Annotated in this window: 21 protein-coding genes and 1 pseudogene; 8 read left to right on the forward strand and 14 right to left on the reverse strand. The window is 56.9% G+C overall.

Going from position 1 to position 25,124, the window contains the following annotated elements; translation table 11 throughout:
* The first annotated feature begins 536 nt into the window (after positions 1–536).
* Entirely contained in the window at positions 537–1,322 is a 786-nt protein-coding gene (locus N3G78_13960; protein ID MCX8119020.1) for a hypothetical protein, read from the forward strand.
* 17 nt (positions 1,323–1,339) lie between these two features.
* Here N3G78_13960 and N3G78_13965 read toward each other — a convergent pair whose 3' ends face one another.
* The 10 genes and pseudogenes from N3G78_13965 to N3G78_14010 all read right to left on the reverse strand — a co-directional run bounded on the left by N3G78_13965 (position 1,340) and on the right by N3G78_14010 (position 13,854).
* Positions 1,340–1,954: a 2Fe-2S iron-sulfur cluster-binding protein gene (locus N3G78_13965; protein MCX8119021.1), complete on the reverse strand. Its 615-nt coding sequence runs from the start codon at positions 1,952–1,954 to the stop codon at positions 1,340–1,342.
* A 77-nt stretch (positions 1,955–2,031) separates the two neighbouring features.
* On the reverse strand, positions 2,032–3,942 hold the full coding sequence (locus N3G78_13970) for an NADH-quinone oxidoreductase subunit NuoF (protein ID MCX8119022.1): 1,911 nt from the start codon (positions 3,940–3,942) through the stop codon (positions 2,032–2,034).
* Between the two features lie 9 nt (positions 3,943–3,951).
* Positions 3,952–4,404: an NAD(P)H-dependent oxidoreductase subunit E gene (locus tag N3G78_13975; GenBank protein ID MCX8119023.1), complete on the reverse strand. Its 453-nt coding sequence runs from the start codon at positions 4,402–4,404 to the stop codon at positions 3,952–3,954.
* 25 nt (positions 4,405–4,429) lie between these two features.
* Positions 4,430–5,125: pseudogene (locus tag N3G78_13980) on the reverse strand (hydrogenase iron-sulfur subunit).
* Positions 5,126–5,184: 59 nt separating this feature from the next.
* On the reverse strand, positions 5,185–8,214 hold the full coding sequence (locus N3G78_13985; protein ID MCX8119024.1) for a CoB--CoM heterodisulfide reductase iron-sulfur subunit A family protein: 3,030 nt from the start codon (positions 8,212–8,214) through the stop codon (positions 5,185–5,187).
* A gap of 112 nt (positions 8,215–8,326) precedes the next feature.
* The gene (locus N3G78_13990) at positions 8,327–8,875 is read right to left on the reverse strand and encodes a (4Fe-4S)-binding protein (GenBank protein ID MCX8119025.1); all 549 of its coding nucleotides are present in this window, start codon (positions 8,873–8,875) and stop codon (positions 8,327–8,329) included.
* 14 nt (positions 8,876–8,889) lie between these two features.
* Entirely contained in the window at positions 8,890–10,851 is a 1,962-nt protein-coding gene (locus N3G78_13995; protein MCX8119026.1) for an aldehyde dehydrogenase, read from the reverse strand.
* Positions 10,852–10,917: 66 nt separating this feature from the next.
* The gene (locus N3G78_14000; protein ID MCX8119027.1) at positions 10,918–11,124 is read right to left on the reverse strand and encodes a hypothetical protein; all 207 of its coding nucleotides are present in this window, start codon (positions 11,122–11,124) and stop codon (positions 10,918–10,920) included.
* 41 nt (positions 11,125–11,165) lie between these two features.
* The gene (locus tag N3G78_14005) at positions 11,166–13,226 is read right to left on the reverse strand and encodes a molybdopterin-dependent oxidoreductase (GenBank protein ID MCX8119028.1); all 2,061 of its coding nucleotides are present in this window, start codon (positions 13,224–13,226) and stop codon (positions 11,166–11,168) included.
* Between the two features lie 22 nt (positions 13,227–13,248).
* Positions 13,249–13,854: a TetR/AcrR family transcriptional regulator gene (locus tag N3G78_14010; protein ID MCX8119029.1), complete on the reverse strand. Its 606-nt coding sequence runs from the start codon at positions 13,852–13,854 to the stop codon at positions 13,249–13,251.
* 256 nt (positions 13,855–14,110) lie between these two features.
* Here N3G78_14010 and N3G78_14015 point away from each other — a divergent pair, with 256 nt between their 5' ends.
* The 3 genes from N3G78_14015 to N3G78_14025 all read left to right on the forward strand — a co-directional run bounded on the left by N3G78_14015 (position 14,111) and on the right by N3G78_14025 (position 18,208).
* The gene (locus N3G78_14015) at positions 14,111–15,091 is read left to right on the forward strand and encodes a TAXI family TRAP transporter solute-binding subunit (GenBank protein MCX8119030.1); all 981 of its coding nucleotides are present in this window, start codon (positions 14,111–14,113) and stop codon (positions 15,089–15,091) included.
* Between the two features lie 80 nt (positions 15,092–15,171).
* Positions 15,172–17,109 carry a TRAP transporter permease gene (locus N3G78_14020; GenBank protein ID MCX8119031.1) on the forward strand — a complete coding sequence of 646 codons (1,938 nt, stop codon included), beginning with the start codon at positions 15,172–15,174 and terminating at the stop codon, positions 17,107–17,109.
* Between the two features lie 25 nt (positions 17,110–17,134).
* The gene (locus N3G78_14025) at positions 17,135–18,208 is read left to right on the forward strand and encodes an isocitrate/isopropylmalate dehydrogenase family protein (protein ID MCX8119032.1); all 1,074 of its coding nucleotides are present in this window, start codon (positions 17,135–17,137) and stop codon (positions 18,206–18,208) included.
* 76 nt (positions 18,209–18,284) lie between these two features.
* On the opposite strand, the gene N3G78_14030 is transcribed toward N3G78_14025, so the two are convergent.
* Positions 18,285–19,046 (reverse strand): IclR family transcriptional regulator, encoded by a 762-nt coding sequence (locus N3G78_14030; protein MCX8119033.1) that lies wholly within the window; start codon positions 19,044–19,046, stop codon positions 18,285–18,287.
* Positions 19,047–19,215: 169 nt separating this feature from the next.
* Here N3G78_14030 and nrfD point away from each other — a divergent pair, with 169 nt between their 5' ends.
* From nrfD to N3G78_14050, 4 genes are all read left to right on the forward strand, one after another.
* Positions 19,216–20,280: a polysulfide reductase NrfD gene (gene nrfD / locus N3G78_14035; protein ID MCX8119034.1), complete on the forward strand. Its 1,065-nt coding sequence runs from the start codon at positions 19,216–19,218 to the stop codon at positions 20,278–20,280.
* 72 nt (positions 20,281–20,352) lie between these two features.
* On the forward strand, positions 20,353–20,865 hold the full coding sequence (locus tag N3G78_14040) for a 4Fe-4S dicluster domain-containing protein (GenBank protein ID MCX8119035.1): 513 nt from the start codon (positions 20,353–20,355) through the stop codon (positions 20,863–20,865).
* A 48-nt stretch (positions 20,866–20,913) separates the two neighbouring features.
* On the forward strand, positions 20,914–21,669 hold the full coding sequence (locus tag N3G78_14045) for a HesA/MoeB/ThiF family protein (protein ID MCX8119036.1): 756 nt from the start codon (positions 20,914–20,916) through the stop codon (positions 21,667–21,669).
* Between the two features lie 43 nt (positions 21,670–21,712).
* Positions 21,713–21,985: a MoaD/ThiS family protein gene (locus N3G78_14050; protein MCX8119037.1), complete on the forward strand. Its 273-nt coding sequence runs from the start codon at positions 21,713–21,715 to the stop codon at positions 21,983–21,985.
* Between the two features lie 63 nt (positions 21,986–22,048).
* Here the strand turns inward: N3G78_14050 and N3G78_14055 are convergent, their stop codons facing one another.
* From N3G78_14055 to N3G78_14065, 3 genes are all read right to left on the reverse strand, one after another.
* Positions 22,049–22,549: a 4Fe-4S dicluster domain-containing protein gene (locus N3G78_14055; protein ID MCX8119038.1), complete on the reverse strand. Its 501-nt coding sequence runs from the start codon at positions 22,547–22,549 to the stop codon at positions 22,049–22,051.
* A 77-nt stretch (positions 22,550–22,626) separates the two neighbouring features.
* Positions 22,627–24,567 (reverse strand): aldehyde ferredoxin oxidoreductase family protein, encoded by a 1,941-nt coding sequence (locus N3G78_14060; GenBank protein MCX8119039.1) that lies wholly within the window; start codon positions 24,565–24,567, stop codon positions 22,627–22,629.
* Positions 24,554–24,832 (reverse strand): IBR domain-containing protein, encoded by a 279-nt coding sequence (locus N3G78_14065; GenBank protein MCX8119040.1) that lies wholly within the window; start codon positions 24,830–24,832, stop codon positions 24,554–24,556. The genes N3G78_14060 and N3G78_14065 overlap by 14 nt, the downstream gene beginning before the upstream one ends.
* Positions 24,833–25,124: the final 292 nt, after the last annotated feature.

A 25,124-nucleotide genomic window follows, 5' to 3' on the forward strand; every position in this document is an offset into this window, starting at 1 on the left:
GGTCCACCTTTATCAGGAAATTACCTCAAAAGAGATTTACGGGATTTTAAAGGACCATCTTACTGATATCGATCGTTTTATTTCTGAAATCTCCCGTTTTATCGAGGATTACAAAAATCAAATCCCCCCTTCTCAACCTTGACTTCTTCTTCAAAGCTGTTAATATATCCTCAACCGGCATTGATCTTCCGCGAGGCTAAGAGGTCCCTCCGAGCTCGAAATTAGAAGGAGAAAACATGAAAAGGAAGCTTCACATAATCTCTATTTTTACTGCCTTTCTTTTCTTCCTCTCTTCCTGTTCGAGCCTGCCTTTGATCGGGAAGAAAGAGGAGAAGAAGGCTGAAAAACTCCCCGAGGGAAAGACGGTAAGGGTCGAAGGGATGGAGAAGGTCAAGGGGGTAAATCCCCCTAAATCAGAAACCCCACCCCCTTCCCAAAAACCCTCTCCCGACCCCGCTCCGAAGAGAGAACCTGAAGCCAAGGTATCTTCGGCCCCTCCAAGGCCCTTCATTGGCGGTCCTCTCCCCATTCTTCAGATGGGGTTCAAAAAGAAAGTGGCGATCCTCGACTTCGAAAACAAGACGACCTATCAGGAGGAGATGATCGGGGAGGCGGTGGCAAAGAGACTGGCCGATAAACTGGAGGCAACCCAGAGGGTCGTCGTCCTGGACAAGGTCGTCGTTTCAGAGGGGTTAAAGAGGGAAGGAGTCAATTTCGATGCCCTGACCGAACTGCCCGTGATGAAGCAGGCCCATCGGTCCCTTGGGGTTCAGGCCTTTGCCCTCGGAACGGTCACCGATGTCAGCGTCCTCTCCTCGAAAGCTTCCGAGACATCAGAGGAAGAGACCTCCTTTGCCACGGCCAAGATCGAGGTGCGGCTCATCGACGCCTCCACCGGAAACCTCCTCAAGACCTTCATCGGAAGAAGTCCCATCTTCGGCACGAGGGAGAGCGGAGAGGGCAGCCGCGGGAAGGCGGTCATGAGAGCGATCGATTTAAGCCTCGAAGATATTCTCGACGGATTTTTACGCCATCTTGACTACCTCGACTGGACGACCACGATCGCAAAGATCGAGGGCGAAAACATCTACATCAATGCAGGAAGGCTCTCGGGCCTGAGGGTCGGTGACACCCTCGAAATTTACGAACCCGGCAGGGAGATCATCCACCCCACCACCAAGATCTCCCTGGGTTGGACGACGGGTCAGTTAAAGGGCGTCCTGAGGATCTCAGAACTCTTCGGCGTCGATGCCGCCATAGGAAAAGCCATCCAGGGAAGCGGCTTCAGCCCGAACGACATCCTGAAGTCAACGATGAGATAAACTCCTCGATCCCACTCTCACCCCTGCCCTCTTTCTGTCACCGGAGGCAGAGGAAAGGCAAGGCCCTGGATCAGAAAGTAGGCGGCTTGAAGATAGGAGGTTGGGCAGAGGGGAAAGCATTCCTTGCAGTTCCAGCACTCCTTCGAGGCGATCTCCGGAACGAAGCTGATCTCCCGCCTCACGCCCCGATCGACAAACGAGACCGCATGTTTCTTCTTCACCTCTGCACAATACCTTACGCAGAGACCGCAGAGGATGCAGAAGGAGGCCTCCTTTTCGAAACGATCTCGATGGGCCCCGTATTCCTCCGAAAGCTTTTGTAAGTCTGGAGAGGCCGGGGCATGGGCGAGCAGGAGCTCCAGGATCATCTTCCGAATCCTGTCCACCTTTTCGGAGCGGGTCCGGACCACCAAATTCTTCTCGACCGGATAGAGGCAGGCAGCGACGAAATTCGTCCTTCCCCGATGCTCGACCTCGACGGTGCAGATCCGGCAGGCCCCATAGGGGTCCAATTTCTCGTGATGACAGAGGGTGGGGATGGAGATCCCCGCTCCCAAGGCCGCTTCGAGGATGGTCATCCCTTCTTTTGCCCGGACCTCTTTTCCATCGATCTGCAATTGGATGTCTTCCATTTGAATTACCTTTCGGTCACATCTTAACCTGGTGTTAACGCCGCCTTTCCCCCTCTTAAGAGGGGTTTGGCGAGGGGTCATGAGAGGGTTCTTCTCTCTTCCGGAATCGGTGGCGGAAGGGGTTCGCCCGAGATCCGTCTCACCGCCCTGAAGCGGTCAGGACAGACTTCAAAGCAGGTCCCGCACTTGGTGCACTTTTCCTGGATAACTACATGGATCCGTTTTTTCCCTCCGTCGATGGCCTCGGAAGGACATTTCCGGAGACAGGCCATACAGGCCTGGCACTTCTCGGGGTCGATATAATAGGAGACCAGTTCCTTGCAGAAATAGGCAGGGCACCTCTTCTCCCGGATATGGGCCTCGTACTCCTCCCTGAAATATCGGATCGTGCTGAGCACCGGGTTTGGGGCACTCTTTCCCAGGGCGCAGAGGGAGGCGATCTGGGTCGTCTCGGAGATCTCCTCCAATAGCTCGATGTCGCCCTCTTTTCCCCTTCCCTGGCTGATGTCTCTAAGGATCTTCAGCATCTGCCTCAGGCCCTCCCGGCAGGGAACGCACTTGCCGCAGGATTCGTCGCTCAGGAAGTCGACGAAATACCTCGCAATATCGACCATGCAGGTATCTTCATCCATGACGATCATCCCGCCGGAGCCCATCATCGATCCCGCCCGGGTCAATTCGTCGAAATCGACCTTGAGATCGAGCAAGCTTTCGGGGATGCACCCTCCGGAGGGACCACCGGTCTGGACCGCCTTGAATCGCTTGCCGTTCGGAATGCCTCCGCCCACCTGATAGATGATCTCCCTCAGGGTGATGCCCATGGGCACTTCCACCAATCCCGTATTGTTGATTTTGCCGACGAGGGAGAAGATCTTCGTCCCCTTGCTTCCTTCGGAACCGATCCGGGTGAACCAATCAGCCCCGTTATTGATGATCAGGGGAACGTTGGCCCAGGTCTCCACGTTATTCAAAACGCTCGGCCGGTCCCAGAGCCCTTTCGTGGCGGTATGGATATATTTGGGTCTGGGCTCGCCGACCTTCCCTTCGAGGGCCGTCATCAGGGCGCTCGACTCTCCAGAGACGAAGGCCCCTGCCCCCCGGTGGACCTTCACGGTAAAATCGAATCCCGAGCCGAGGATATTCTTCCCGAGCAGACCATAGGCCTCGGCCTGTTCGATGGCGATGAGGACGTTCTCCACGGCCAAGGGATATTCCTGGCGGACGTAGATGAACCCCTCGTGGGCGCCGATGGCATAGCCTCCGATGATCAATCCTTCGAGGATGGAATGGGGGTTTCCCTCGAGCAGGGCGCGGTCCATAAAGGCGCCGGGGTCCCCTTCGTCCGCATTGACGATCACATACTTGATGGGGTTCGGGGCCTTTCGCGACTCTTCCCACTTTCTTCCGGCGGGAAAGCCTCCACCTCCCCTGCCCCTCAGGTTTGCTCGCTTCACCTCCTCCAGGACCTCTTCAGGGCTCATTCGAAAGAGGGCCTTGGCCAGCGCGGAATATCCTCCGTTGGCCAGATAGTCCTCGATGCTCTTCGAATCGATCTTGATGTTCTGGCCGATCAGGTGCCGCACCTGGTGTTTATAGAAGGGGATCTCCGACTCCCGGACCACCCTCTCTCCTGTCGAAGGATCGGCGTAAAGGAGCCGCTCGATCACCCTCTTTCCTTTGATCGTCTCGGAGACGATCTCGGGGACGTCCTCCTTCTTCACCTGGAGATAGCAAATCTCCTCGGGATAGATGACAACCACCGGACCCCGTTCGCAGAACCCGGGACATCCCGTTCCCTTGGTCGTCACCTCCGCCTTCAACCCTTCCTTTTCGATCTCCGCTTCAAAGGCGGCGATCACCTCGCCCGCCCCCGAGGCCAGGCAACCCGTCCCCGCACAGATGGAGACGCAGGGCCGGCTCGGATCTCGCCGGCCGAGGATCTCCTGCCTGAGCCTCTCTAATGCTTCGGGTGAGTCGATTCTCTCCATAACCCGTCCTTAATCATATTCTTTCAACACCCCTTCGATCTGGCCCGGCGTCATATTGCCGTGATGCCTTCCGTCGATCTCCACCACAGGTCCAAGCGCACAGCATCCGAGGCAGTTCACGGTCTCGAGGCTATATTTCAACTCCGTATCGGTCTCCCCGGGCCTGATCCCGATCAGGTCTTGAATCGTGTCGAGGAGCCGGGGAGCCCCCCGCACATGGCAGGCCGTTCCCATGCAGATATGGATTTGATGCCGACCCTTCGGAACGAGGCTGAAGGCCTTGTAAAAGGTGGCGATGTGCTGGATCCGGCTCATCGGAACCTGCAATCTCTCGCTGATCCGTTTTAGGGCCTCCTGGGGGAGCCAGTGGTTCTCTCTCTGCACCTCGAGCAAAATTTGAATCAGCGCATTGGGATCGCTCTGATGGCGATCGATGATCCGATCGATCCTCTCCTGATCCATAAAAGGGACTCCCTCTTAAAAAGGCTCACACAGGGGCGAAGCGCTTCTGCCTCTCGTCGAACCGGACCAGACCCTGCCTCGCCGCAAGGAGCAGGTATCTCGAGGCCTCGGATGGACTCAGGTTCAACCTCTCCCCGATCTCCTGCACCGAAAGGGGCCTTTCTCGCAAAAGGATCATGATCTCGCCCTTCACCAAGGGGTCGAGGATCAGCTCCCGGATCAACCGATCGGCCTCCGGGGACTCATAAAATTTCCGTATGGCCTCCTCCCCCTTCGAGGGCACCATCAACCTCTCCCTCTCCACCATTTTGATGTAGGGAAGGAGGTTCTGAAGCGCGCCCATTTGGAGGGTGTATCTTTCTCTGTCTCCGTCGATCTCCTGTCGGAGCGGTCCCAGTTCCCTCACCGTTCGAACGAAATCGTTCATCACCGTCGCAAACCGGTTTCCTTCCGCCGAGGAGATCCACTCGATCCTCAACCGCTCGGGGTGGATCCCGATATGGCCGAGCAAACGTTTCATCAATAGGACGAGGCTCAGGGCATAGAGGTTCCCTTCCTGGGGATAATGGCACTCTCCGGGCCAGCAGCCTCCTATGAAAACCCCGTCCGATCCGTTCGAAAAGGCCCGGAGGATGAAGGCCGGGTCGATGCGACCCGTGCACATCACCCGGATCATCCTGCTTTCAGAGGTATATTGCAGTCTGGAAACTCCAGCCAGGTCAGCCGCCCCGTAGGCTCACCAGTGGCAGATCAAGCTCAGGATCTTCGGAACATAGGGATTCATCTCTCCCCCTCGATGAAGGCGTCGATCTGGGCAAAAATCTCCTCGTCGGTAAAGTGCTTCAGCTGAATGGCGCCCGTGGGACACTTCGCGGTGCAGAGGCCATCGCCCTCGCAGAGCACCGAATGGACAAAGGCCTTCTTCCCCTGCGGAGTCTCCCGGAAGGTGACCGCACCCGATCGGCAGACGGAGATACAGAGCCCGCAGGAGACGCAGTCATCCTCCCGAACCTCGCAAACGGCTCCGGAGGCGGTCACATAATCCTTCGAGAGGATCGTAGCGGCGCGGCCCGCTGCGGCCAGGGCCTGACTGATCGTCTCGGAAAGGAGCTTAGGAGCGTGAGCCATGCCGGCCAAAAAGACGCCCTCCGCGGCAAAATCGACCGGCCTCAGCTTCACGTGGGCCTCCTGAAAGAAGCCGTCGGGATTCAACGACACCTTGAAGAGCCGGGCGAGCTCGACATTCCCTGGCGGAGGGATCACGGCAGCCGACAGGACGAGCAGGTCGGCATCGATCTGGAGCTTCTGGCCGAGCATGGGATCGGCCACGGTCACCTTGAGGAGGGGTCGCCCCTCCTCCTCGACCGCCACCACTTCGGGTCCCTTCTCCGGCTCGTACCGGATGAACCTCACCCCTCTCTCCGACGCCTTCGTATAATACTCCTCTGCAAACCCATAGGTCCTCATATCCCGGTAGAGGATGTAGATGTCCTTTTCGGGATCGATCTCTTTGAGCATCAGGGCATGCTTGACCGCATGACCGCAGCATACCCGGCTGCAATAATTTCTCACCTCGTTCCGGCAACCCACACACTGGATCATGACGAGGCTTTTCGCCTTGATGACCGTCTCATCGGCTTTCAGGATCCTCTCGCCCAATTCGAGCTGGGTCAGCACCCTCTCATCCTTCCCGTAAAGATATTCGTTGGGCCGGTACTCTTCGGCTCCCGTAGCAAGGATCGAAATGCCGTGACGAATCTCCCGAATCCTCCCGTTCACCTCGACCGTGGTCGTGAAGTTGCCCACATAACCCCCGACGTTCTTGACCGTGGCCTCGGTCAGGACATGAACGGAAGGGTGCTCATAGGCCTTCCGGATCAGATCTTCAAGGTAGGTCTGGACATCGAAGCCCTCGAGCGTCTTCGGGATCCTTCTGGCCACTCCTCCCAGCTGCGACTCCTTTTCGACCAGAAAGACCTCGTATCCCTGGTGGGCGAGGCCTAAGGCGCTCGTCAACCCAGCCACGCCTCCTCCGACGACAAGCGCCCTCTTATCGATAGGCAACTTGAACTCTTTTAGCGGCTCCAGTCTCCGGGCCCGGGCCACGGCCATCCTCACCGTATCTTTGGCCTTCTGGGTGGCCATCTCTTTCTCTTTCGCATGGACCCAGGAGCAGTGTTCGCGGATATTGGCCATCTCGAAGAAGTAGGGGTTGATTCCCCCTTCACGGAGGGTCTCCCGGAAGAGGGGTTCGTGGGTCCTGGGGGTGCAGGCCGCTACGACCACCCGATTCAACCCTTTCTCTCGGATCGTCTCCGCGATCTTCTTCGTCGTATCGGTGGCGCAGGCGAAGAGGGTCTCCTGGGCATAGACCACGTCCTTCAAGCCGCGGGCATATTCCACAACCGAAGGGACATCGACCACCCTTCCGATGTTGGCCCCGCAGTGACAGACGAAGACTCCCACCCTGGCCGGTTCTCCGGAAACATCCCTCTCCTCGGGATACCGTTTCTCCACGGCGAGCCCGCCCCTGCGATAGGAGAGGAGCTGGCCCGTGAGGGCTTCGGCGCCGCTTGCCGTCACGATCGATTCTGGGATGTCGATGGGGCCCTGGAAGGCCCCGCTCACGAAGATGCCCGGCCGGGTGGTCTCGATCGGATTGCCCGGATTGGTCTTACAGAATCCCTCCGGCGTGAGTTCGATATGGAATATCTCGGCAAGCCTCCTCGCATCGGCCGGTGGGTTCAACCCCACGGATAAGACGACGAGATCGAACTCTTCCTCTTTGACCCCCTCTTCGAGGGTGGCATAGCGGATTGTCACGTTCTTCGTCTCAGGGATCTCCTTCCCGATCGAGACATAACTCCGGATGAACCTCACCCCAGAAAGTCGCTCTGCCCTCTGGTAGAAACGTTCGAAGTCTTTCCCGAAGGACCGAATATCGTGATGAAAGACGGTGCATTCGATTTTGGGGTCGTGGTCCTTGGTCACAATGACCTGTTTCTGGGTATAAGCACAGCAAACGGCGGAGCAGTAGGGGTTTCCCTTTGATGGATTGACCTGTCTCGAACCGACACACTGGATCCAAGCGATTCGATGGGGGTGCCTGCCATCGGAAGGCCTTCGGATGACCCCCTCATAGGGACCGGTCGAGCACAAGATCCGCTCATAGTCCAGACTCGTGACCACGTTCTCGAACTTGCCGTAGCCATATTCGTTGCCCACCCTGGGGTCGAAGACCTCGTATCCCGGCGCCAGGACGATCGCCCCTACCTCCAGGCTGATCCGCTCGGGCTTCTGGTAAAGATCGATCGCCCGGTTCTTGCAGACCCCCACGCAGATGGCGCACTTCTCGTGGTTGAGGAAGGAACAGCTCTGCGGGTCGATGTAGGTGATCAACGGGATGGCCTGGGAGAAATAGATGTGGATGGCCTTGCTCAGCGAGAGGCCCTGGTTATAAGGGTCTTTCACCTTGATCGGGCAGTATTCCACACAGACCCCGCAGCCCGTACACTTCTCCTCCTCGATGTATCTCGGCTTTTTGATTAAGGTGACGTTGAACTCTCCTGCCTCGCCCTCCACCCGTTCCACTTCGGTATAGGCGAGAACCTCGATATTGGGATGCCGGCCGACCTCGACCAGTTTGGGCGCCAAGATTCAGATGGAGCAGTCATTGGTGGGAAAGGTCTTATCCAACTGGGCCATCTTGCCCCCGATGGCCGGAGCCTTGTCCACCAGATAGACCTTAAAGCCCGCCTCCGCCAGGTCGAGCGAGGCCTGAACCCCGCTGACGCCTCCGCCGAGGACCATCACGTCCCCTGCCAGTCTGCCCGTCTTCTGTCTTCGAAGACCTTCTGTGAGGTCACGATAGAGCTGTTCGATCTGTCTCTCCACGTTCCTAATAACCTCTCTCCTCCGGGACTCAATCCTTCGAAACCCGGGCGAGGGTCTCCATGACCCTCTCCAGTCCGTATTTTTGGATCAACATCTTCAGCCCGAGCTCCATCTCGCCAAGCTTCTTCGGCTCTTCCTCCACCACCTCTTCCCTCTCCTCGTAGGTGAGGGCCCCAAAGGTGCAGGCCTCCACGCACATGGGTACTTTCACCGGCGGGACATCCTCACACATATCGCATTTGAGGGGCAACCCCGAGTCCGGATCTTTAAAGGCATCCCTCGAGGGACAGATGGCGGGGCAGAAGGTGCATTCGTCGTACTCCTTCCCGTCGATGACGTAGACATTCCTGCCGTTACATTCCGCCTGGGCATAATCCCCGGCCCGTATCGGAACGAAGATATCCCTCTCCTCGTCCATGATGACCATGATCCGGGAACGGGCGGGGTTGACGGAGCTGTATTTCGGGACCGCGTGGAAGGCCGAACAGGCCATCTCACAGGCCCGACAGCCCGCGCACTTCTTCGTATCGACCTTGATCTCCTTGACGATCCTCGTCTTCTTCCCTTGGGTGTCCACGATAATGCCCTTCCTTAATCAATCTTCTGGTTTTTGGCCCGGGGATCCTTGAGGGCGGTCACCTCGTCTCCCGTCAAGATCCCCCTTCGGATGAGGTCTTCTGCCACGTACCCCAGATCGAGACTCTCCAGGGTCTCCTTGGTCGGGATCCCGTCAAAGGTCCATCCCTTGAAATCGTAATACTTGGTCAGCAGGGCCTGTTCGTACTCTTCGTTCCGGACCGCCCAGTGGTCTTCGGGCGGCCTCTCCATATACCGTCTCAAGCCCAATCTCGCATTGAGGGCCCGAACCAGGTTCCGGTTTCTCTGGAAGCATTTCCAGAGCCGGTCCTTGTCGAACTCCATCCCGGAGGCGAGGGTGATGATCTGGGGCATGTTCCAGACGTGGTATCCCGTGGTCCCGCCGAACTGGCCCCTGAAGGAGGAGACGAAGCCGCAAAACCCTAAGGAATCGTCCAGGTAGTGCATGCACTCGTTCCAGTCCACGATGGCCACGATCGCATCGTCGGGGAGTTGATCCCGCTTCTCCCATCTTCGGAACCACTCGTGAAACTTCTTGTCCGGGACCGCCACCCATCTCTTGATGAATTCCTCCCTCAACTGGGGATCGGGGATCGGGTCCTGTGGAAAGGACCCTTCGATCTGGGTGATGGCCATATCCTCACCGGTGGCGATCATCAGGAAGTAGGCGGGATTGAGTTTCCCGAGTTTGATGGGAAGCTGTTCGAATCGCTTGACCGTGTTGTGATCGAACTTCTCGGCCCCCTTGCCGATCCGCTCGGCAGCCTTGGTCACCCCGTCGGCCAGAACATCTCCGATCCCCTCGCGGTAGGCGATCTTGTAGAGGAGGTAGTAGAATCGCTCCCGGATCCCTTTTGGCATCCCGGGGAAATCCTGTTCGGTCAGGATCCCGGCCTCTAACAGCTCGAGGGCGAAGGCGATCGTCTGGGGAGTGGAATAGGAATCGAGCCCCAGGTCCTGGGCGATGGGAAGGATCTCGTAACTGAAGTCGAGCTCCTGAAAGGCGGCCATGTGATAGGTATCCTTCCCGTAGCATTTATAGGAGAACCTTCTCCGGTTCGGCCATTTGATCACATTGTGGCAGGCCTTGGGGCAGTTCCAGCAGCTCGTCTGTCGATCCAAGTGGTCATATTTTAAATTCCGCCAACGCTCCTCCAGCTCCTTGCTCCAGTAGTTTTTGATCCTGACCCGCGCATTCCCCCAGGCAAAATTGTTGTGGTGGAAAGAGTCGTCCTCGTCGGTGGCCATCCAGTCTCCCACGTTCGGGTTCTCGTGGAGCTCCTTTCTCAGGCGCCGGCACATCTCCCAGAGTTCTGCAGGACGGGCGAGATAGACGTCCTTCGTCCCCCGGACCGCAATGGCCTTCACCCGCTTGTCTCCCATGACCGGGCCCACCGTCCGGGCCGCGCTCGAATTTCCGCAATCGATCGAGGCCAAATAAGATCGGTTTTCCCCTGCCGGTCCGATCGTCGCCACCCAGAACCGGTGGTCCCTCAGCTCCTCCTTGATCAGCCGGGCCGTGTCGGCCATCCCCTTCCCCCGGAGGTGTCGGGCATCGCGAATCTCGACCTTATCGTTGCGGATCACGATGTAGACCAGATCGGGCGCCTTCCCCCTGAGGACGATCCGGTCCCATCCCGCAAATTTCAACTCCGGGCCGAACATCCCGCCCATCAGGGAATGGCCCATCAATCCGTTGACAGGAGCGATCGTATCGACCGAGGTCCGGTTGGCCCCGGGCACGGGTGTCCCGTTCAGAAGTCCGTTTCCGAAGATGAGGAGGTTATCGGGTGAAAAGGGATCGGTCCCGGGAGGGACGCGTTCGTAGAGGAGCTTGGCCGCGATCCCGTTGCCTCCTAAGTGGAGGGCCGTATCCTTCGGATCGGTCTCGACCTTATCGATGCTTCCCTTGGAGAGATCTATCTCCAGTTGAAAACCGGTTTCTGCATACCTCATGTTCTTTTTCCCCTCGCGTCTCCTGTGACGCAGGCCCTATGGGAGAGATTTCGAAACGCCTTCTTTTTAGTGGCGGAAGGTCATGGAACCGTGCCCGCCCTTCTTCTCCGGCACGACGATCTTTCGGGGTTCCCTCGCAGGAGGCACCCCCGGGGCCTCCGTCACCGGGATCAACCAGATATAGTCCTTCAGAGACTCCTTGATCATCTTTTCAGCGGTCTCCAGATCAGGAGCCTCGATCTCCTTTGCACTGCAATAGATCCTAAAGAACATCGTGATCCCTCCTTCAGGCACTGCAGTAGGCTTTCACCGTTCTATGCGGCTCTTCGGATCGAACAGAGTTGGGATTTCATCTGGGGGTAACCCATGATGGGCTCTCTCAACCGAAGATCCGTGAGAATATTTACATTCGCATCACCGGGCCAACCGTGAGGGATGCTCACCACCCCCTCGGTCATCTCCTCGGTCAGCTTGGCCTTCACCCGGATCTGGCCCCGAGTGGACTCTACGATGATGGGGTCTCCATCCTTGATCCCGTACTTTTCCGCGGTCGCGGGATGGATCTCGGCGAAGGGCTCCGGGCACTGTTCTTTTAACCCCTTGATATTCCGGTGCTGGCCGTGGGTAAAGTAGAGGATACGTGCCCCCGTGGTGAGCACTAGTGGATACTTCTCGGATAGCTCTGGGTTCAAGGGGCTCTGATCGGGTTCCCGATAGGTCGGAAGCGGGTCGAATCCCGCCTTCGCCAGGGTTTCGGAATAGATCTCGATCTTCTTCGAGGGCGTTGGAAATCCTTTGGCCTCGTAAGGGCCCATGCCATACTGTTTTTGCATATAATAAGCCCCTGCCACCTTTTCCTCCCTCAACTCTTTATAACCGAGGCCCGTCGATTGAAGCTCGAGGGCCACCACCTCCTCGTCGCTCTCCCATGGGAAGAGATCTCCCATCCCCATCTTCTCCGCCAGTCCCTTCCAGAAATGGAACTCCGACCGGCTTTCATGGAGGGGCTCGATCACCTTCTTCCGAACCATCAGGTAGGGAATCCCGTGACAGACGTTGTAACTGTAGGCGAGGCCGTTCTTTTCGAGATGGGTGCAGGCGGGAAGGACATAATGGGCCAGTTCCCCTGTCTCGGTCATGAAGAGGTCGTGGACGACCAGAAGTTCCAGCTTCTTCATGGCCTCGCGGAAGGCGTTGGAATCGGGCATGCTGACGACGGGATTTCCTCCGGTCACGATGAGGGCCTTGATGAGATCGGGGACGCTCTCGGGAAAACACATCACTTGGCCATAGGGGCTCTTTCTTCCCCAGATCTCATAAAAGAGCGAGTATTCCTCGGCACCGATGGGCGTCCGGTCCGTGGAAATCCCAAGCCCCGTCAGAGAAAGCCTGGGGCTGATCACCCAGCCTCCTGGGTTGTTGATGTTTCCGGTGATGATCTGGAGGATGGCGAAGGCGCGGCTGTTCTGGGTGCCATTGGCCGTCTGATCCTGGGTGTTGGTGCCCTGGAAGATACTGGCGCTTTCGGCCGTAGCGTAGAGCCGGGCCAATTTTCGGATATCCTCCGCACGAACCCAGGTAATCTTCTCCGCCCACTCCGGCGTGTAAGGCTCCACATGGGTCACTAATTTATCGAACCCATAGGTCCACTTTTCAACAAAATCCTTATCGTATAGATTCTCCTTGATGATGACGTGCATCAGGGCGAGGGCAAGGGCACCGTCCGTCCCCGGTCGAATCGGGAGGTACATCTCGGCCTTCTGGGCGAGAGGGATCCGTTTGGGATCGATCACGACGAGTTTTGAACCCTTGGCGAGGTTCTCCTGGATGGCGAGATAGAGGGGAAAATCAGACTGCTCGGGGTTGTGTCCCCAGAGGACATAAAGCTTGGTATCCATCTCCTCGACCGGATACTTTCCGAAGGTCATCTGCCTGGCCCGGATGCGCATCCGATAGCAGATCCCCTCGACGGAGATGAAATTGGGGGTGCCGAAGCCCCCTTTGAATCGCTGGGCGAGCTCCATCATCTCGAGGTTTTCCACGCCGATGGAGCCGCTGAAGATGCTGAGGACCTCCGGTCCGAATTCCTTCTTCAACGCCAACAGCTTTTCGGCGATCTCGGCCAGGGCCTGATCCCAGGAGATCCTTTTCCATTCCCCGTCGACCTTCTTCAGAGGATATTTGATCCGGTCCGGGTGATAGACCAGATCGATCGCCCTCTCGCCCTTCGGGCAGAGGCGTCCTTTGTTGAGAGGGTGTTCTTTGAGCCCCTCCACTTTGACGATCTTTCCGTCTTCCACCAGAACGTTCATTCCGCAGCTGTGATAGCAGATCGTACAATCCGTCGCCACCCATTTCGCTTTCCCGCCATCCATGATGCCACCTCCCCTTCTTTTTTCACCCCTTTTGAGGCAGACCTATCCCCTGTAACACCACATCGCTCACCTCGGAGTAATGCTCTAAAAGATCATAGGTTTCCCCCTTGAGAAGCCACCGGGTCACGATATGCTCCAAAATGCCCAAGATCAGATGCCGGAGGATGTAGATATTTACATCTTTCCGGATGGCCCCCTCCTCCTGTCCCTCTTGAATGATCTCGAGGATCCGGCCCGTCAGGTTCTTGAAAGAGTCGTAGGCCATGGTCTTTGCAAACCCTTTATTCACCCTCATCTCGAGCATCAGGGTCCGGCCATAATCCGGGTTCGTCTTGAAAAAATAGAGATAATACCAGATGAACTTCCGGATTTTATTCACCGCTCCGGTGATCCCCTGTAAATGGAGCTCCAGCTCCTTGCAGAACTCTTTTGTCTTTTCGACGGGGATGGAGAAGAACAGGTCCTCTTTGTTCTTGAAATATTGATAGATCGTCCCCTCGGCCACGTTCGCCCTCTGGGCGATCTGGGAGATGGTCGAATTCTGGAAATTGTTTTTGCTGAAGACCTCGATGGCCGCTTCGATGATCAACTGCCTCTTTAAATCCTTTTTGGTCATCGTCGATTCCATCAAAATTGAGCCACATTCACTTTTAAACCAATTATAACGGTTTGTCAAGTGAATTTTAACTTTTTTTTCGAATATTTATAAAAATTGAATGATATTCATTCTTTGGCCGATTGAGACGTTTAAAAAATGGCCTCTCTGGGATCAGAGGGACCATGGCGATGTGCCGTGTCTTTTGGGTATTTCGGGGAAAATTTTTTGTTGACAACGAATTGGCGGGATGATAGTTTTATGAAAAAATTGAGAAGGAGGGTGGTCGATGAAACGAACTTTTATATTTGCCATTGTCCTATCTTTTGTCGTCTTTGGGTCGGGTTATGGCCATGCTCAACCCAAACCTGGTTGGCCAAAGTCCGTGACCATCGGGGCTGCACCTGTGGGCGGCGTCTTCTTCGTCTGGATGGGCGGATTCGCAAAGCTGCTCAATGACAAGATGGGCATCCCCGGAAACGTGGAGGTGACCGGAGGCCCTGTCCACAACACCCAGCTCACCGATGCCAAGCAGATCGACTTCGGCCCCGCGACCGCCGGCCCCCTGTGGGAGGGATGGACCGGGGAGGGCTGGGCAAAGGGGAAGAAACACCAGAACGTGAGGGTGATCTTCCCGATGTACACTTCATACTTCCAGATGTATTCTCTGAAGAAGACGGGGATCAAAAGCCTTCACGACCTCAATGGGAAGAGCGTGGGCGTGGGCCCGGTAGGGGGCACTCCTGCGACCTATTGGCCGAGGATCTTCGACATCCTCGGGATCAAGCCCTCCAGGATCGTCAACGCGGGCTCGTCGGACCTCAACTCCCAGCTCAAGGATGGAATGCTCGACGCCAACGGCCAGACCGTCGGGCTTCCCTGGGGGCTCATCAACGAGATCGAGACGACCCACGAGGTCAACGTCTATGGCGTTTCGAGCGTCGATGCCGATAAGGTCATTGCAAAATACCCTTATATCTCTAAAGCCAATATTCCCAAAGGGTTCTATAAAAGTAACAGGGATTATGAGGTCGAAACCGTCACCATCTGGAATTTCATGACCGTGCATAAAGACACCCCCGAAGATTTTGTCTACGAGGTGGTGAAGAAGACCTTCGAAAACGTCGATATCTTGATCGCCACCCATGCCTCCGCAAAAGAGACAAAACCGGAGGCCATCGTTCACAGCCCCATACCGCTGCATCCCGGAGCCGTGCGGTATTATCGGGAGAAAGGCATCAAGCTTCCTGACAAATTGATCCCTAAATAACCCCATCGAAGAGGCGTGGAAAGATGCGGATGATCCCCGGAGAGGGTCATCCGCATCTTTTTAAGAGGAGGGGACAGCCTATGGATCAAGAGAAAGCGGTTGACATCAAAGAGGTCGAAAAGAAGCTCGAGGAGATGCATATCCGGGACATCGAGGTTTCGGGCGGAAGGGAGCTCACAGGGATTTTCTCCAAGGTGATCTTCGCCGTGGGCCTGGCCATGAGCCTCTTTCACATCTATGTCCTGACCATCCGGGCGATCGATCCGTGGTATTTCAGGACGATGCACGTCGTCTTTGCGGGAATCTTAATTTTCGCCACCGTCCCCGGATGGAAGGCTGCCAGGGGTCGGGTCCACTGGAGCGACTACCTCTTCATCCTTTTCCTCATCGCGCCGGCGGCCTATGTCTTTATCGAATTCGAAGATTGGATCTACCGGGTCGGCGTTCTCCCGAACCGATGGGATTTCTTCTTCTCCCTCCTCTTCGTCATCGCCGTCTGGGAGATGGCCCGCAGGACCGCGGGCTGGCCCCTGGCCATCCTCTCTGCCCTCTTCATCCTTTATGGGTATTTCGGGAGATATATGCCAGGCCTTTTTTATCATAGAGGGTATTCCTGGCCGAGGATGATGACCTATCTCTTCAGCCTGGACGGGATCTTGAGCCTTCCGATCCTCGCCTCCGCCCATTACATCTTCCTCTTCGTCCTCTTCGGAGCCTTCATCGAGGCCTCCGGGGCCGGGAAATTCTTCGTCGACCTGGCCCGCTGTGCCGCAGGACAGTACCGGGGAGGACCTGGAAAGGTGTCCATCATCTCGAGTGCCTTTATCGGAACAGCTTCGGGGTCCTCAGTGGCCAACGTGGTCGTGGACGGGGTCTTCAACATCCCCTTGATGAAGCATGCGGGGTTTAGACCCGCGGTAGCCGGAGCGATTGAAGCGATGAACTCAACGGGAGGCCAGATCGTCCCTCCGGTCATGGGGGCGGGGGCTTTTCTCATGGCAGAGATCCTCGGCATCCCCTACTCGAAGGTCGCTCTGGCGGCGATCATCCCCGCCCTCCTCTACTATACCGCGGCCTATTGGATGATCGATTTTTATTCGGCCTCGGCAGGCCTCTGGGGGATGAAACGAGAAGAGCTACCGGTTTTTCGCCGCGTGATGATGGATAAAGGTTATCTCCTCGTCCCCTTGATCGTCCTCGGGGTCTCCCTGATGGTCTTGATGTATTCCCCTTACCGGTCCGCCCTCTACGCGATCGTCTCCTTAATCCTCGTGAGCTGGATCCGCAAGGAAAGTCGCCTGGGACTGATCAGCATCATCCAGACCCTCGCGAAAGGGGCACGGGGGGCGATAGAGATCGCCGCCACCTGTGCGGCGGCAGGGATCATCGTCGGCGTCCTCACGCAGACCGGATTGGGCCAGAAATTCGCCATGATCATCTTCAGCTACTCCGGGGGAAATCTCCTGATCGCCCTCATCTTCTCCATGATCATCGCGATCGTCCTTGGAATGGGGATGCCTACCACTGCGGCCTATGCGATCGCCGCCTCGGTGCTGGCCCCCGCCCTGACCAAAGAGTTCAACGTCCCTCCCATCGCCGCCCACCTCTTCATCTTCTACTTCGCCTGCCTCTCCGCCCTCACCCCACCGGTGGCCCTGGCCTCGTTCGCTGCGGCTGCCATCGCCAATGCGAGGACCTGGGATGTGGGCTGGCAGGGGATGCGGTTTGCGATTGCGGGCTATATCGTTCCCTACATGTTTATTTATGGGCCTGCCATGGTCTTGCAAGGGACCGCTGCTGAAATCGTCCTGGCCATCATCACCGGCCTTTTAGGAACCCTGGCCCTTGCCGCCGGCGTTCAGGGATGGCTTTTGAGGAGGACGACGGCTCTGGAGCGGATCCTGTTGATCATCGCCTCCCTCTCCTTGATCAAACCCGGTTGGGTGACAGACTTGATCGGTTTCGGGCTGCTCGCCCTCGTATCCGCCATCCAATATTTGAAGAAGGGCAGGGATTAATCGAAGAAAGGGAATAAAAGAAAAGATGAGACGGGTTCACCCCATCGCAGTCATCCCCGGAGACGGCATCGGCAAGGAGGTGGTGGCCGAAGGCGTCAAATGTTTGAACGCCCTCTCCGAGATCTTCGAGTCGATCCGTTTCGAATTTCAATTCTACCCATGGGGAAGCGAATACTACCTTCAACACGGTAGGATGATGCCCGAAGATGGCCTCGATGTTTTAAAAGGTTTCGAGGCCATCTATCTGGGGGCGGTGGGCGACCCCAGGGTCCCCGATGACGTGACCCTCCATGGCCTTCTCCTCCCCATCAAATTCGGGTTCGACCTCTATGTGGGCCTCCGGCCGGTCTATCTCTTCCCAGGGGTGGAATGCCCACTTTCGGGGATCTCCGAAGGGGAAATTGATATCGTGGTGGTCCGTGAGAACACGGAAGGGGAGTACTCGAACATCGGCGGCATCGTCGGCATTGGAGAACATCAGCAGGCCCTGCAGGGAGCCCTCTTCACCCGGAAGGGGATCGAAAGGATCGTCACCTTCGCCTTTGATTATGCAAGAGAGAGGGGGAGGAAGAAGGTCACCTCCGTCACCAAATCGAACGCCCAGCGATACGGGATGGTCCTCTGGGATAGGATCTTCAAGGAGGTCTCCTCTCTCTACCCTGAGATCCGGACGGAATCGAAACTGATCGATGCGGCCTGCATGGAGGTGGTCCGAAACCCGAGGGGATACGACGTGATCGTGGCCTCTAATCTCTTTGCCGATATCCTATCGGATCTTACGGCTGCGGTCACAGGGGGGCTGGGGCTTGCCCCAGGGGCCAGCTTCAATCCCAAAGATCGGACCTATCCAGGGCTTTTCGACCCTGTCCATGGCTCCGCCCCGGATATCGCTGGAAAGGGGTTGGCCAATCCCATCGCCGCCATCCTGACGGCCAAGATGATGCTCGATTATCTCGGAGAGGCCGAGGCGGGAAGCCTTCTCTATCGGGCGGTGAGCCAGAATTTGGCTGAAAGACGGGTGAGGACCATCGACCTCGGAGGCCGGTCAAGGACGGAAGAGGTAGGAGACGACATCGTCCGAATCCTACGAACCCTGTAGCCTCTCCCAAAACGGGTTGGTTTCACTCGAGGTCCGCCGAAAAGACCGAGGGGTCTGTTTCAAGAGGGGGCCTTGGTCATGACTTGATGGATCGGCGGATCTCCTCGGCCGTCTTCCTTATTTCCGAGATCACCCTCTCCATCTTCTGGTCGTCGAGGCTGGAGGTGAAACCGACCGCCCAGATGGCCGCAAAACCCTGAGGACCAAGGGGGATGGGCGCGGCCACCGCCCTCACGCCCACCAGATACTCCTCGTCGTCGATCGCATACCCTTTGACCCTCGCCTCCTGGGCCTCCCTCAAAAAACGCTTCGGCTCCGTGATAGATTTCGGGGTGAATTTTGTGAGCCCCACTTTCTGGACAATCTCTTTGGCCTTCTTCTCGTCCAACTGACTGAGGAAGGCCTTACCGGTGGCTCCGGCCAGCAGGGGGAGCCGGGTCCCTGGGGGGGAGGTGATCTTCAACTCCTTGGGGGACTCCACCACATCGAGGATGGTGATGTGATCCCCGTTCAGGATGCCGAGGAAGATCGTCTCTCCCACCCTCTCCATCAACCTCTCCATCGGCCCCCTGGCGATCTCCCTCAGTTCGATCTTCCCATAGGCCCTTCTGCCGAGTTCCAGAAGGGTATATCCGACGTGAAATCGTTTGTCCACGGGGTTGCGGACCAGAACGCCCAGGGCTTCGAGGGCCGAGGTGATCCCGTGGACGGTGCTCTTTCCGATCTTCAATTGTTTGGCCAGTTCGCTCACGCCCAGGCCGCTCGAAGAGTCGGCGATCGCTTGAAGGATTTTAAAGGCCTTCTGGACGGAGGGGGCGGCGTAGGAGGTCTTCTTCATGCGTTCACCATGTTGAACTTTACAACCATTGATAGCCCATCTCCCCCCTGTTTGTCAATATCGACGTTGGGTTTCTTGCCATTAATTCTTGACAAGAGGAAGGGATGTGCTATGATTAAGGTAAATTTGGTTGTTCATTATGAAGAACTTCGTTGCGGGAGGGCCCGAGATGGAAAAACCCCTAAGCCCACCACCGATCCGAAGAAAACCCCGTCGTCCCCAGCAGGAGTGGAAGGAGATCATCGCCCTCTATCTCTATCTGGCGGGAATGGGAGCGGGCTCGTTCCTGGTGGGCCTCCTGATACACTGGGCAGGCACTCCTTTGAATCCCCTCTCCACCCCTTCCTTCGAACTCTTGGGCATTCCCGTCGACCTCACCAAACTTCCCATCCTGTGGGGTCCCATCATGGTCTCCATCGGCGCCCCTTTTCTCATCCTCGATCTGGGGATCAAGTGGAGATTCATGTATGCCTGTCTAAATCCCCGGACCTCCTGGGTCGCCCGGGGGTTTATCATCCTTTCGGTCTTCATCGTCTTCGGACTCTTCGTCCTAATCCGGGCCCTTCTACCTGCGGATTGGCTGAAGGGAACCTCTCCCCTCTGGCGGATCCCCGAAGCCATCGCCTTTGTCTTTGCCTTCTGGACTGCCCTCTATACCGGCATTCTTTTAAAGGCGACGAAATCCGTCCCCCTCTGGAATACGCCCCTCCTCCCCCTCCTTTTCTTCACCTCCGCCCTCTCGACCGGCACGATGGCCATCATCCTCTCTCTCCTGGGAACGGGCTCGCTCTCTTATGCAAGCCCAGCGATGAAGATCCTGATGTACGGGGAACAGATCTTCATCGTCATCGAAGGGATCGTTCTTTATCTCTTCCTTTCCCGTCGTTACCGAAGCTCGGAACAGGGGAAGGATTCGGTCCACCTTCTCGTCCGGGGGGATTTTCGCTATCTCTTCTGGGGAGGGATCATCCTTCTCGGGTTTATTTTTCCGGTCTTGCTCGAATGGTTATCGAAGGCGTTTCAGAGTCCAGCGGTCCTATGGATGGCGGGGCTCTCCCTCTTGACCGGTGGATTCTTCCTCAGACTCGGATTGATTCGGGCTGGCGTGAAGGAGCAGATTCCGATGCAACGCTGGCTGGAATTTCAACACGGGCTCATCCCCTCGCTGAAATTCGGCCCCGCAATTCGGTCAAACTCCAGCCCCCAGGAGATAAAATCCTCTAAACCTCTTTGAGGAACGGGAGTCCCTGGGGCAAGGGTTGGAGGTCCATCGATCTTCGAGAAGGATTTGCACTTGGAGAGGTCAATGGAACAGAAAGTCCTCCTGATCGATCAACGGAAATGTACGGGTTGCCGGCAATGTGAACTGGTCTGCTCGGTCTTTCATACCGGATCAAGCAACCCGAGCCGCTCCCGGGTCAAGGTCTTTAAATGGGAGGAATCGGGCCTCTATCTTCCCCACACCTGCAATCACTGCGAAAACGCCTTCTGTGTCGAAGTCTGCCCGACCAAGGCCTGTCATCGAGAGCCCGAGCAGAATAACCGCGTGGTCATCGATAAGCGACTCTGCATCGGCTGCAAGACCTGCATCATCGCCTGTCCCTTTAGCCACCCTTTCTTCGACCATCAGGAGCGGGTGACGGTGAAGTGCGATTACTGTGAGGGAGACCCCCAGTGTGCGGCTTCCTGCCACGTGAAGGCCATCTCCTTTGTGGTGGCCGATCAAGCCCATTTGGCCAAAAAGAGGGAGGCCGCCCGTAAATTGGCCGATCTTCTGAAAGGAGGGGAGCGATCGCCTATCCCCATCTCTGGCGTTTAAGACACCCAAAAAGGGAGGGGAGAGACGAATCAAGGGGAGGCGGAGACGATGAAGCTCACCGCGGACGATTTGGAGAGATATGACCGGCAGCTCATGATCGAAGGGATCGGCCCGGAAGGCCAGGTCAAGCTGATGCGTTCCCGGATCGCCATTGCCGGCGTCGGAGGGCTTGGCTCTCCCGTGGCCCTCTATCTCACGGCTGCCGGCATCGGGACGATCCGGCTGATCGATCACGACCAGGTGACGCTGAGCAATTTGAATCGCCAGGTCCTCCACTGGGAGGAGGACCTCGGAGAGAAGAAAGTCCTCTCGGCGGCCAGGAAGTTGAAAAGGTTGAATTCGAAGGTCCAGGTCGAAACGATCGCCGAGACCATCACCGAGGCCAACGTCGCCCGACTCTTCGAGGGGTGCGATGGCATCGTCGATGCCCTCGATAACCTGCCCACCCGGTATCTCCTCAATCGCTTTGCGATCGAAAAGGACATCCCCTTTTTTCACGGAGCGATCCTCGGGTTTGAAGGAAGGGTCATGACAGTTCTTCCAAAAAAGACTGCCTGTCTGCGTTGTATGTACCGGGGGGATGTCCCGGCAGAGAAATTCCCGGTCGTGGGGGTCACTCCGGCAGTCATCGGTTGCATCCAGGCAACCGAGGTCCTCAAATATCTCTTGGGGATTGGCCAGCTCCTGACCAACCGCCTCCTCCTTTATGACGGTCTGGAGGCCCAGTTTACCGAATTCACCCTCAGTAAAAACCCGGAGTGCGACCATTGTGGTCCGGAAAGGAATGCGTCGGCCCTCCCATAGGGAGGAAGGCAGCATCGCCCATCTGGGGAGGAAGGAAGGAGAGATGCCCGTTAAAGTTCATATCCATGCCACCCACAGAAGATTCACCAATGGCCAGGAGACGGTCTGGGTCGAGGGGAAGACCGTCGGAGAGTGTCTGAGCCATCTCCTTCGAGAGTATCCAGGGATGGAAAAAGCCCTCTTTGCCAAAAAGGACAAACTTCACAATAACATCGAGGTCTACGTCAACCGTGCCAGCGCCCACCCCAACGAACTCGCAAAAACGGTTCAAGACGGAGACGACATCCACCTGATCGTCATGCTCGCAGGCGGTTGATCTAAAAAAAGAGAGGGGCGTGATTGGGCCCCTCTCTTGGGTTCTCTCCGGCTGCTCCCCCGATCAATGGGAGGCCGATTCAAGGGCAATGGCCTGTCTCTGAGCGGCCGTGATCTTTTCCGCAGCCGCCCTCTTCTTATTCAAAGCGACGCGATTGGCATCCACATAGTCCACCGCCTTCATGTCGCAGAAGCGGACACACTGGGGATCGCCATCACAGAGATCGCACTTGAAATTCTTCCGGTCGATGACGTTGAATCCCATCGCACCGAAGGGACAGACGGCCACGCAGGACCGGCAACCGATGCAGATGTCGTGGTTCACCATCACCCGTGCTAAGGCCTCATCCCGGTAAATGGCCTTCACCGGACAGACGATCATACAGGGGGCATCCTGACATTGCTGGCAGGACATCGGGATATAGATTCCCTCCGCCTCCCATTTGACGACCTTGATGCGGCTTCGGGCCGGGTTGGAGACGCCATCGTGATAAACGGAACAGACCAGTTCGCAGAGCCTGCAGCCCGTGCATTTTTCAGGGGTGATTGCAAGAACTTTACCCATGGGTTCCATTCGAAATCTCTCCTTTCATCACGCCCCTCTCCCGGTTGAGAGGAGCGAATAGGGGATCTATAAAAGGGTTAAAGCAGATGAGAAGGTTCCTTATCCAGGCCCAATCGCTTGAGCGTTTCGGGCTTGGGAACTCCATCCTTGTCAAGGCCTTTGTATTCGTAGAATTCATCGATCATCTTGCGAAACTTCTCTTTATCGATCACCCGGCCCACCACATCCGGGGCGCCCCGCCGGGTGGGCTCGTCGAAATACCGGTGGTTGAGCATATCGCCCCGGTAGGGATCTTCCCTCTTCAAGCCCTCCCGGAGGTTGAAAAGGCGCTCCATCATATTGCACCGCTCGGCGATCTCCCAGAGCTCGCGGGGGGTGAATTCCAATCCGGTATTATAGTAAATGACCTTGGCCCAATCTTCGAAGTTGGGAAGGGTTGCCCCCAAGAAGGTCGTATGGTACTTGCAGATCCCGAGACAATCGACGGCCATATAACAGTTTTCGTGCCAGAAGACCTGCCAGGGTTTGCCGATGTATTCGGTATGTTCCGAGCTTAAGGGGCCATCGTAGGGAACCGGGGTGCTGTAGATCTTCCTCAACACCTCCACGGGCAGGTGGTAGAGGTCGATCGCAGGCCGGCTTCTCAGGTGGTCGGATCCTCGGGAGGCCGTGGCGATGTTCAATGCCAGTGCTGGAGTGGCTCGTTCGTCGGAATGAAGGTTGCTCACCCCCTTCACCTGGATCAGGTAGTCGAAGGAATTCTTCCCGATTCGCTCGGAGGCGATGATCCCGCCTTCGGCCAAGGTGTCCCCCAGCCAACCCTTCCTGAAGACGATTCGCTCGATCATCTCCAGGAGTGCCTCGCTGCTTCCGAAGCGCAATTCGAGGCCATCGGTCTCTTTATCGGTGAGGATGCCCAGCTCGTAAAGCTCCATGGCCCATGAGATCAAACTCCCGATCTCGAGGTTGTCCACGCCCCACTGGTTGACCAGGTGGTTCGCCACGAGGAGCGTTTCGAGGTTTGGAATATCGGGCTCGGAGCAGAAGGCCCCCTGCGAGGTGTACTCCGGGCCCTCGTCATAGACGCCGGCAAACGGCCCTGTGGGGATTTTATACTTGGCGCGGCAATGGACCTGACAGCCAAAACAACCGGTCATGTGATAGGGGCCGATCGTTTTGGTGGAGTTTTCGTCAATCGACTCCGGCTCGATCTCATCGCAGTAGAGCATCTGGTTGTACTGGAAGTTTCGGGTACGGATCCCTCCCCAGGAGTTGGTGGCCCCCCAGATGAAGGGCGTGCCGAGCGTCCCCTGGGTCTGGTTCACCTTGGCGCTCGTGATCTGGTCGATAAACCGCTTATTGAACTCCAGGGCCTCCCGGGGATGGGCGATTTTGATGTCCATCGTCCCCCTTGCAGCGATGGCCTTCAGATTCTTCGAACCCATCACCGCTCCCATGCCGGTTCGACCGCCGGAGTTTTTGATGCCCGTCATCACGTTGGCATACCGCACCAGATTCTCGCCCGCCGGTCCGATGACCAGGCTCTTGATATCCTCGTCCCCCAGCTCCTCCCGGATGGCCCACTGGGTGTCGGTGACAGTCTTTCCCCAGAGGTTCTTGGCATCGCGGATCTCGATCTTTCCGTTGTGGATCCAGAGATAGACGGGTTTCTCGGCCTTCCCCTTGATGACGAGGTGATGGAATCCTGCCCAGGCCAGCTCGGGCGTGAAGAACCCGCCCATGTTGCAGCTGCCTAACATCCCTCCCAAGGGCGATTTGGCCATGACGTGGCACCGGGCGGTCGCCGAGGCCAACGTGGCCGTCAGCAGCCCACCGCTCACGATGAGGGTGTTTTTGGGGCCGAGGGGGTCTACGTTCTTTTCGGTATGATTGTAAAGGAGATAGGCATCCAGACCCCTGCCTCCGAGGAACTTCTTCCGAACCTCGATCGGAATGGGCCGGATGTCGATCTTACCGGTTGAAAGGTCGATATAGGCAATTTTTCTATCCAAGGGCATCTTTCTTCTCCTCCTTCATCTTTCTTTCGAACGCTTCCTCTGCAAGCCGCTTGTTCACGTCCCAGACAGGACCCCGGATGCGGGGAAAACCCTCCTTGACCCAGGCCACCCGGAATTCACTCCCACAGGTCGGGCACTTCACCGTCTTCGCACCGGGCGCGGGCTGAAGCCTCCCCATGCAGCTGGGATTGTGGCACCTCACCATTCCATAGGTCCGGGTTTTCCGTAGGCTCTCGGCTGTTGAAAGTCCTTCCTTCTCCTCCATGGCAACCCCCTTTCTCGGAAAGTGGAAGGGAAACCGGAAGACCTCCTGTTTCCCCCGGTTTAAAGTTCACAATAGTGAACCTTCCTCTCCGCGACGCCAACCAGACAATTTAAGAGTTTTTTAAACCATTATAAGCTTTTTGTCAAGCCAATTTTTTGGCATCCCTTCAAAAGTTCACGATAGTGAACAAAGATTCGGCCCTAAACAACCCCCTCGCCCCCCTCAGGGTGGGTCGCTGACGAGAACCGCTTCGTCGGATCGGACGGGGTTTGAAAGGGAAGCAGGGTTCCAC

It is taken from the genome of Thermodesulfobacteriota bacterium (genome assembly GCA_026415035.1).
Lineage (GTDB): Bacteria > Desulfobacterota > BSN033 > BSN033 > UBA1163 > RBG-16-49-23.

Excerpts from the sequence above, each read along its gene's own strand:
- N3G78_14010 (MCX8119029.1), bottom strand. The coding sequence starts at position 13,854 with ATGGAATCGACGATGACCAAAAAGGATTTAAAGAGGCAGTTGATCATC.
- N3G78_14015 (MCX8119030.1), top strand. The coding sequence starts at position 14,111 with ATGAAACGAACTTTTATATTTGCCATTGTCCTATCTTTTGTCGTCTTT.
- N3G78_14030 (MCX8119033.1), bottom strand. The coding sequence starts at position 19,046 with ATGAAGAAGACCTCCTACGCCGCCCCCTCCGTCCAGAAGGCCTTTAAA.
- N3G78_14000 (MCX8119027.1), bottom strand. The coding sequence starts at position 11,124 with ATGTTCTTTAGGATCTATTGCAGTGCAAAGGAGATCGAGGCTCCTGAT.
- N3G78_14005 (MCX8119028.1), bottom strand. The coding sequence starts at position 13,226 with ATGGATGGCGGGAAAGCGAAATGGGTGGCGACGGATTGTACGATCTGC.
- N3G78_14045 (MCX8119036.1), top strand. The coding sequence starts at position 20,914 with ATGAAGCTCACCGCGGACGATTTGGAGAGATATGACCGGCAGCTCATG.
- N3G78_14020 (MCX8119031.1), top strand. The coding sequence starts at position 15,172 with ATGGATCAAGAGAAAGCGGTTGACATCAAAGAGGTCGAAAAGAAGCTC.
- N3G78_14040 (MCX8119035.1), top strand. The coding sequence starts at position 20,353 with ATGGAACAGAAAGTCCTCCTGATCGATCAACGGAAATGTACGGGTTGC.
- nrfD (MCX8119034.1), top strand. The coding sequence starts at position 19,216 with ATGGAAAAACCCCTAAGCCCACCACCGATCCGAAGAAAACCCCGTCGT.
- N3G78_14050 (MCX8119037.1), top strand. The coding sequence starts at position 21,713 with ATGCCCGTTAAAGTTCATATCCATGCCACCCACAGAAGATTCACCAAT.
- N3G78_13975 (MCX8119023.1), bottom strand. The coding sequence starts at position 4,404 with ATGGATCAGGAGAGGATCGATCGGATCATCGATCGCCATCAGAGCGAT.
- N3G78_13965 (MCX8119021.1), bottom strand. The coding sequence starts at position 1,954 with ATGGAAGACATCCAATTGCAGATCGATGGAAAAGAGGTCCGGGCAAAA.
- N3G78_14065 (MCX8119040.1), bottom strand. The coding sequence starts at position 24,832 with ATGGAGGAGAAGGAAGGACTTTCAACAGCCGAGAGCCTACGGAAAACC.
- N3G78_13995 (MCX8119026.1), bottom strand. The coding sequence starts at position 10,851 with ATGAGGTATGCAGAAACCGGTTTTCAACTGGAGATAGATCTCTCCAAG.
- N3G78_14055 (MCX8119038.1), bottom strand. The coding sequence starts at position 22,549 with ATGGGTAAAGTTCTTGCAATCACCCCTGAAAAATGCACGGGCTGCAGG.
- N3G78_14025 (MCX8119032.1), top strand. The coding sequence starts at position 17,135 with ATGAGACGGGTTCACCCCATCGCAGTCATCCCCGGAGACGGCATCGGC.
- N3G78_14060 (MCX8119039.1), bottom strand. The coding sequence starts at position 24,567 with ATGCCCTTGGATAGAAAAATTGCCTATATCGACCTTTCAACCGGTAAG.
- N3G78_13960 (MCX8119020.1), top strand. The coding sequence starts at position 537 with ATGGGGTTCAAAAAGAAAGTGGCGATCCTCGACTTCGAAAACAAGACG.
- N3G78_13970 (MCX8119022.1), bottom strand. The coding sequence starts at position 3,942 with ATGGAGAGAATCGACTCACCCGAAGCATTAGAGAGGCTCAGGCAGGAG.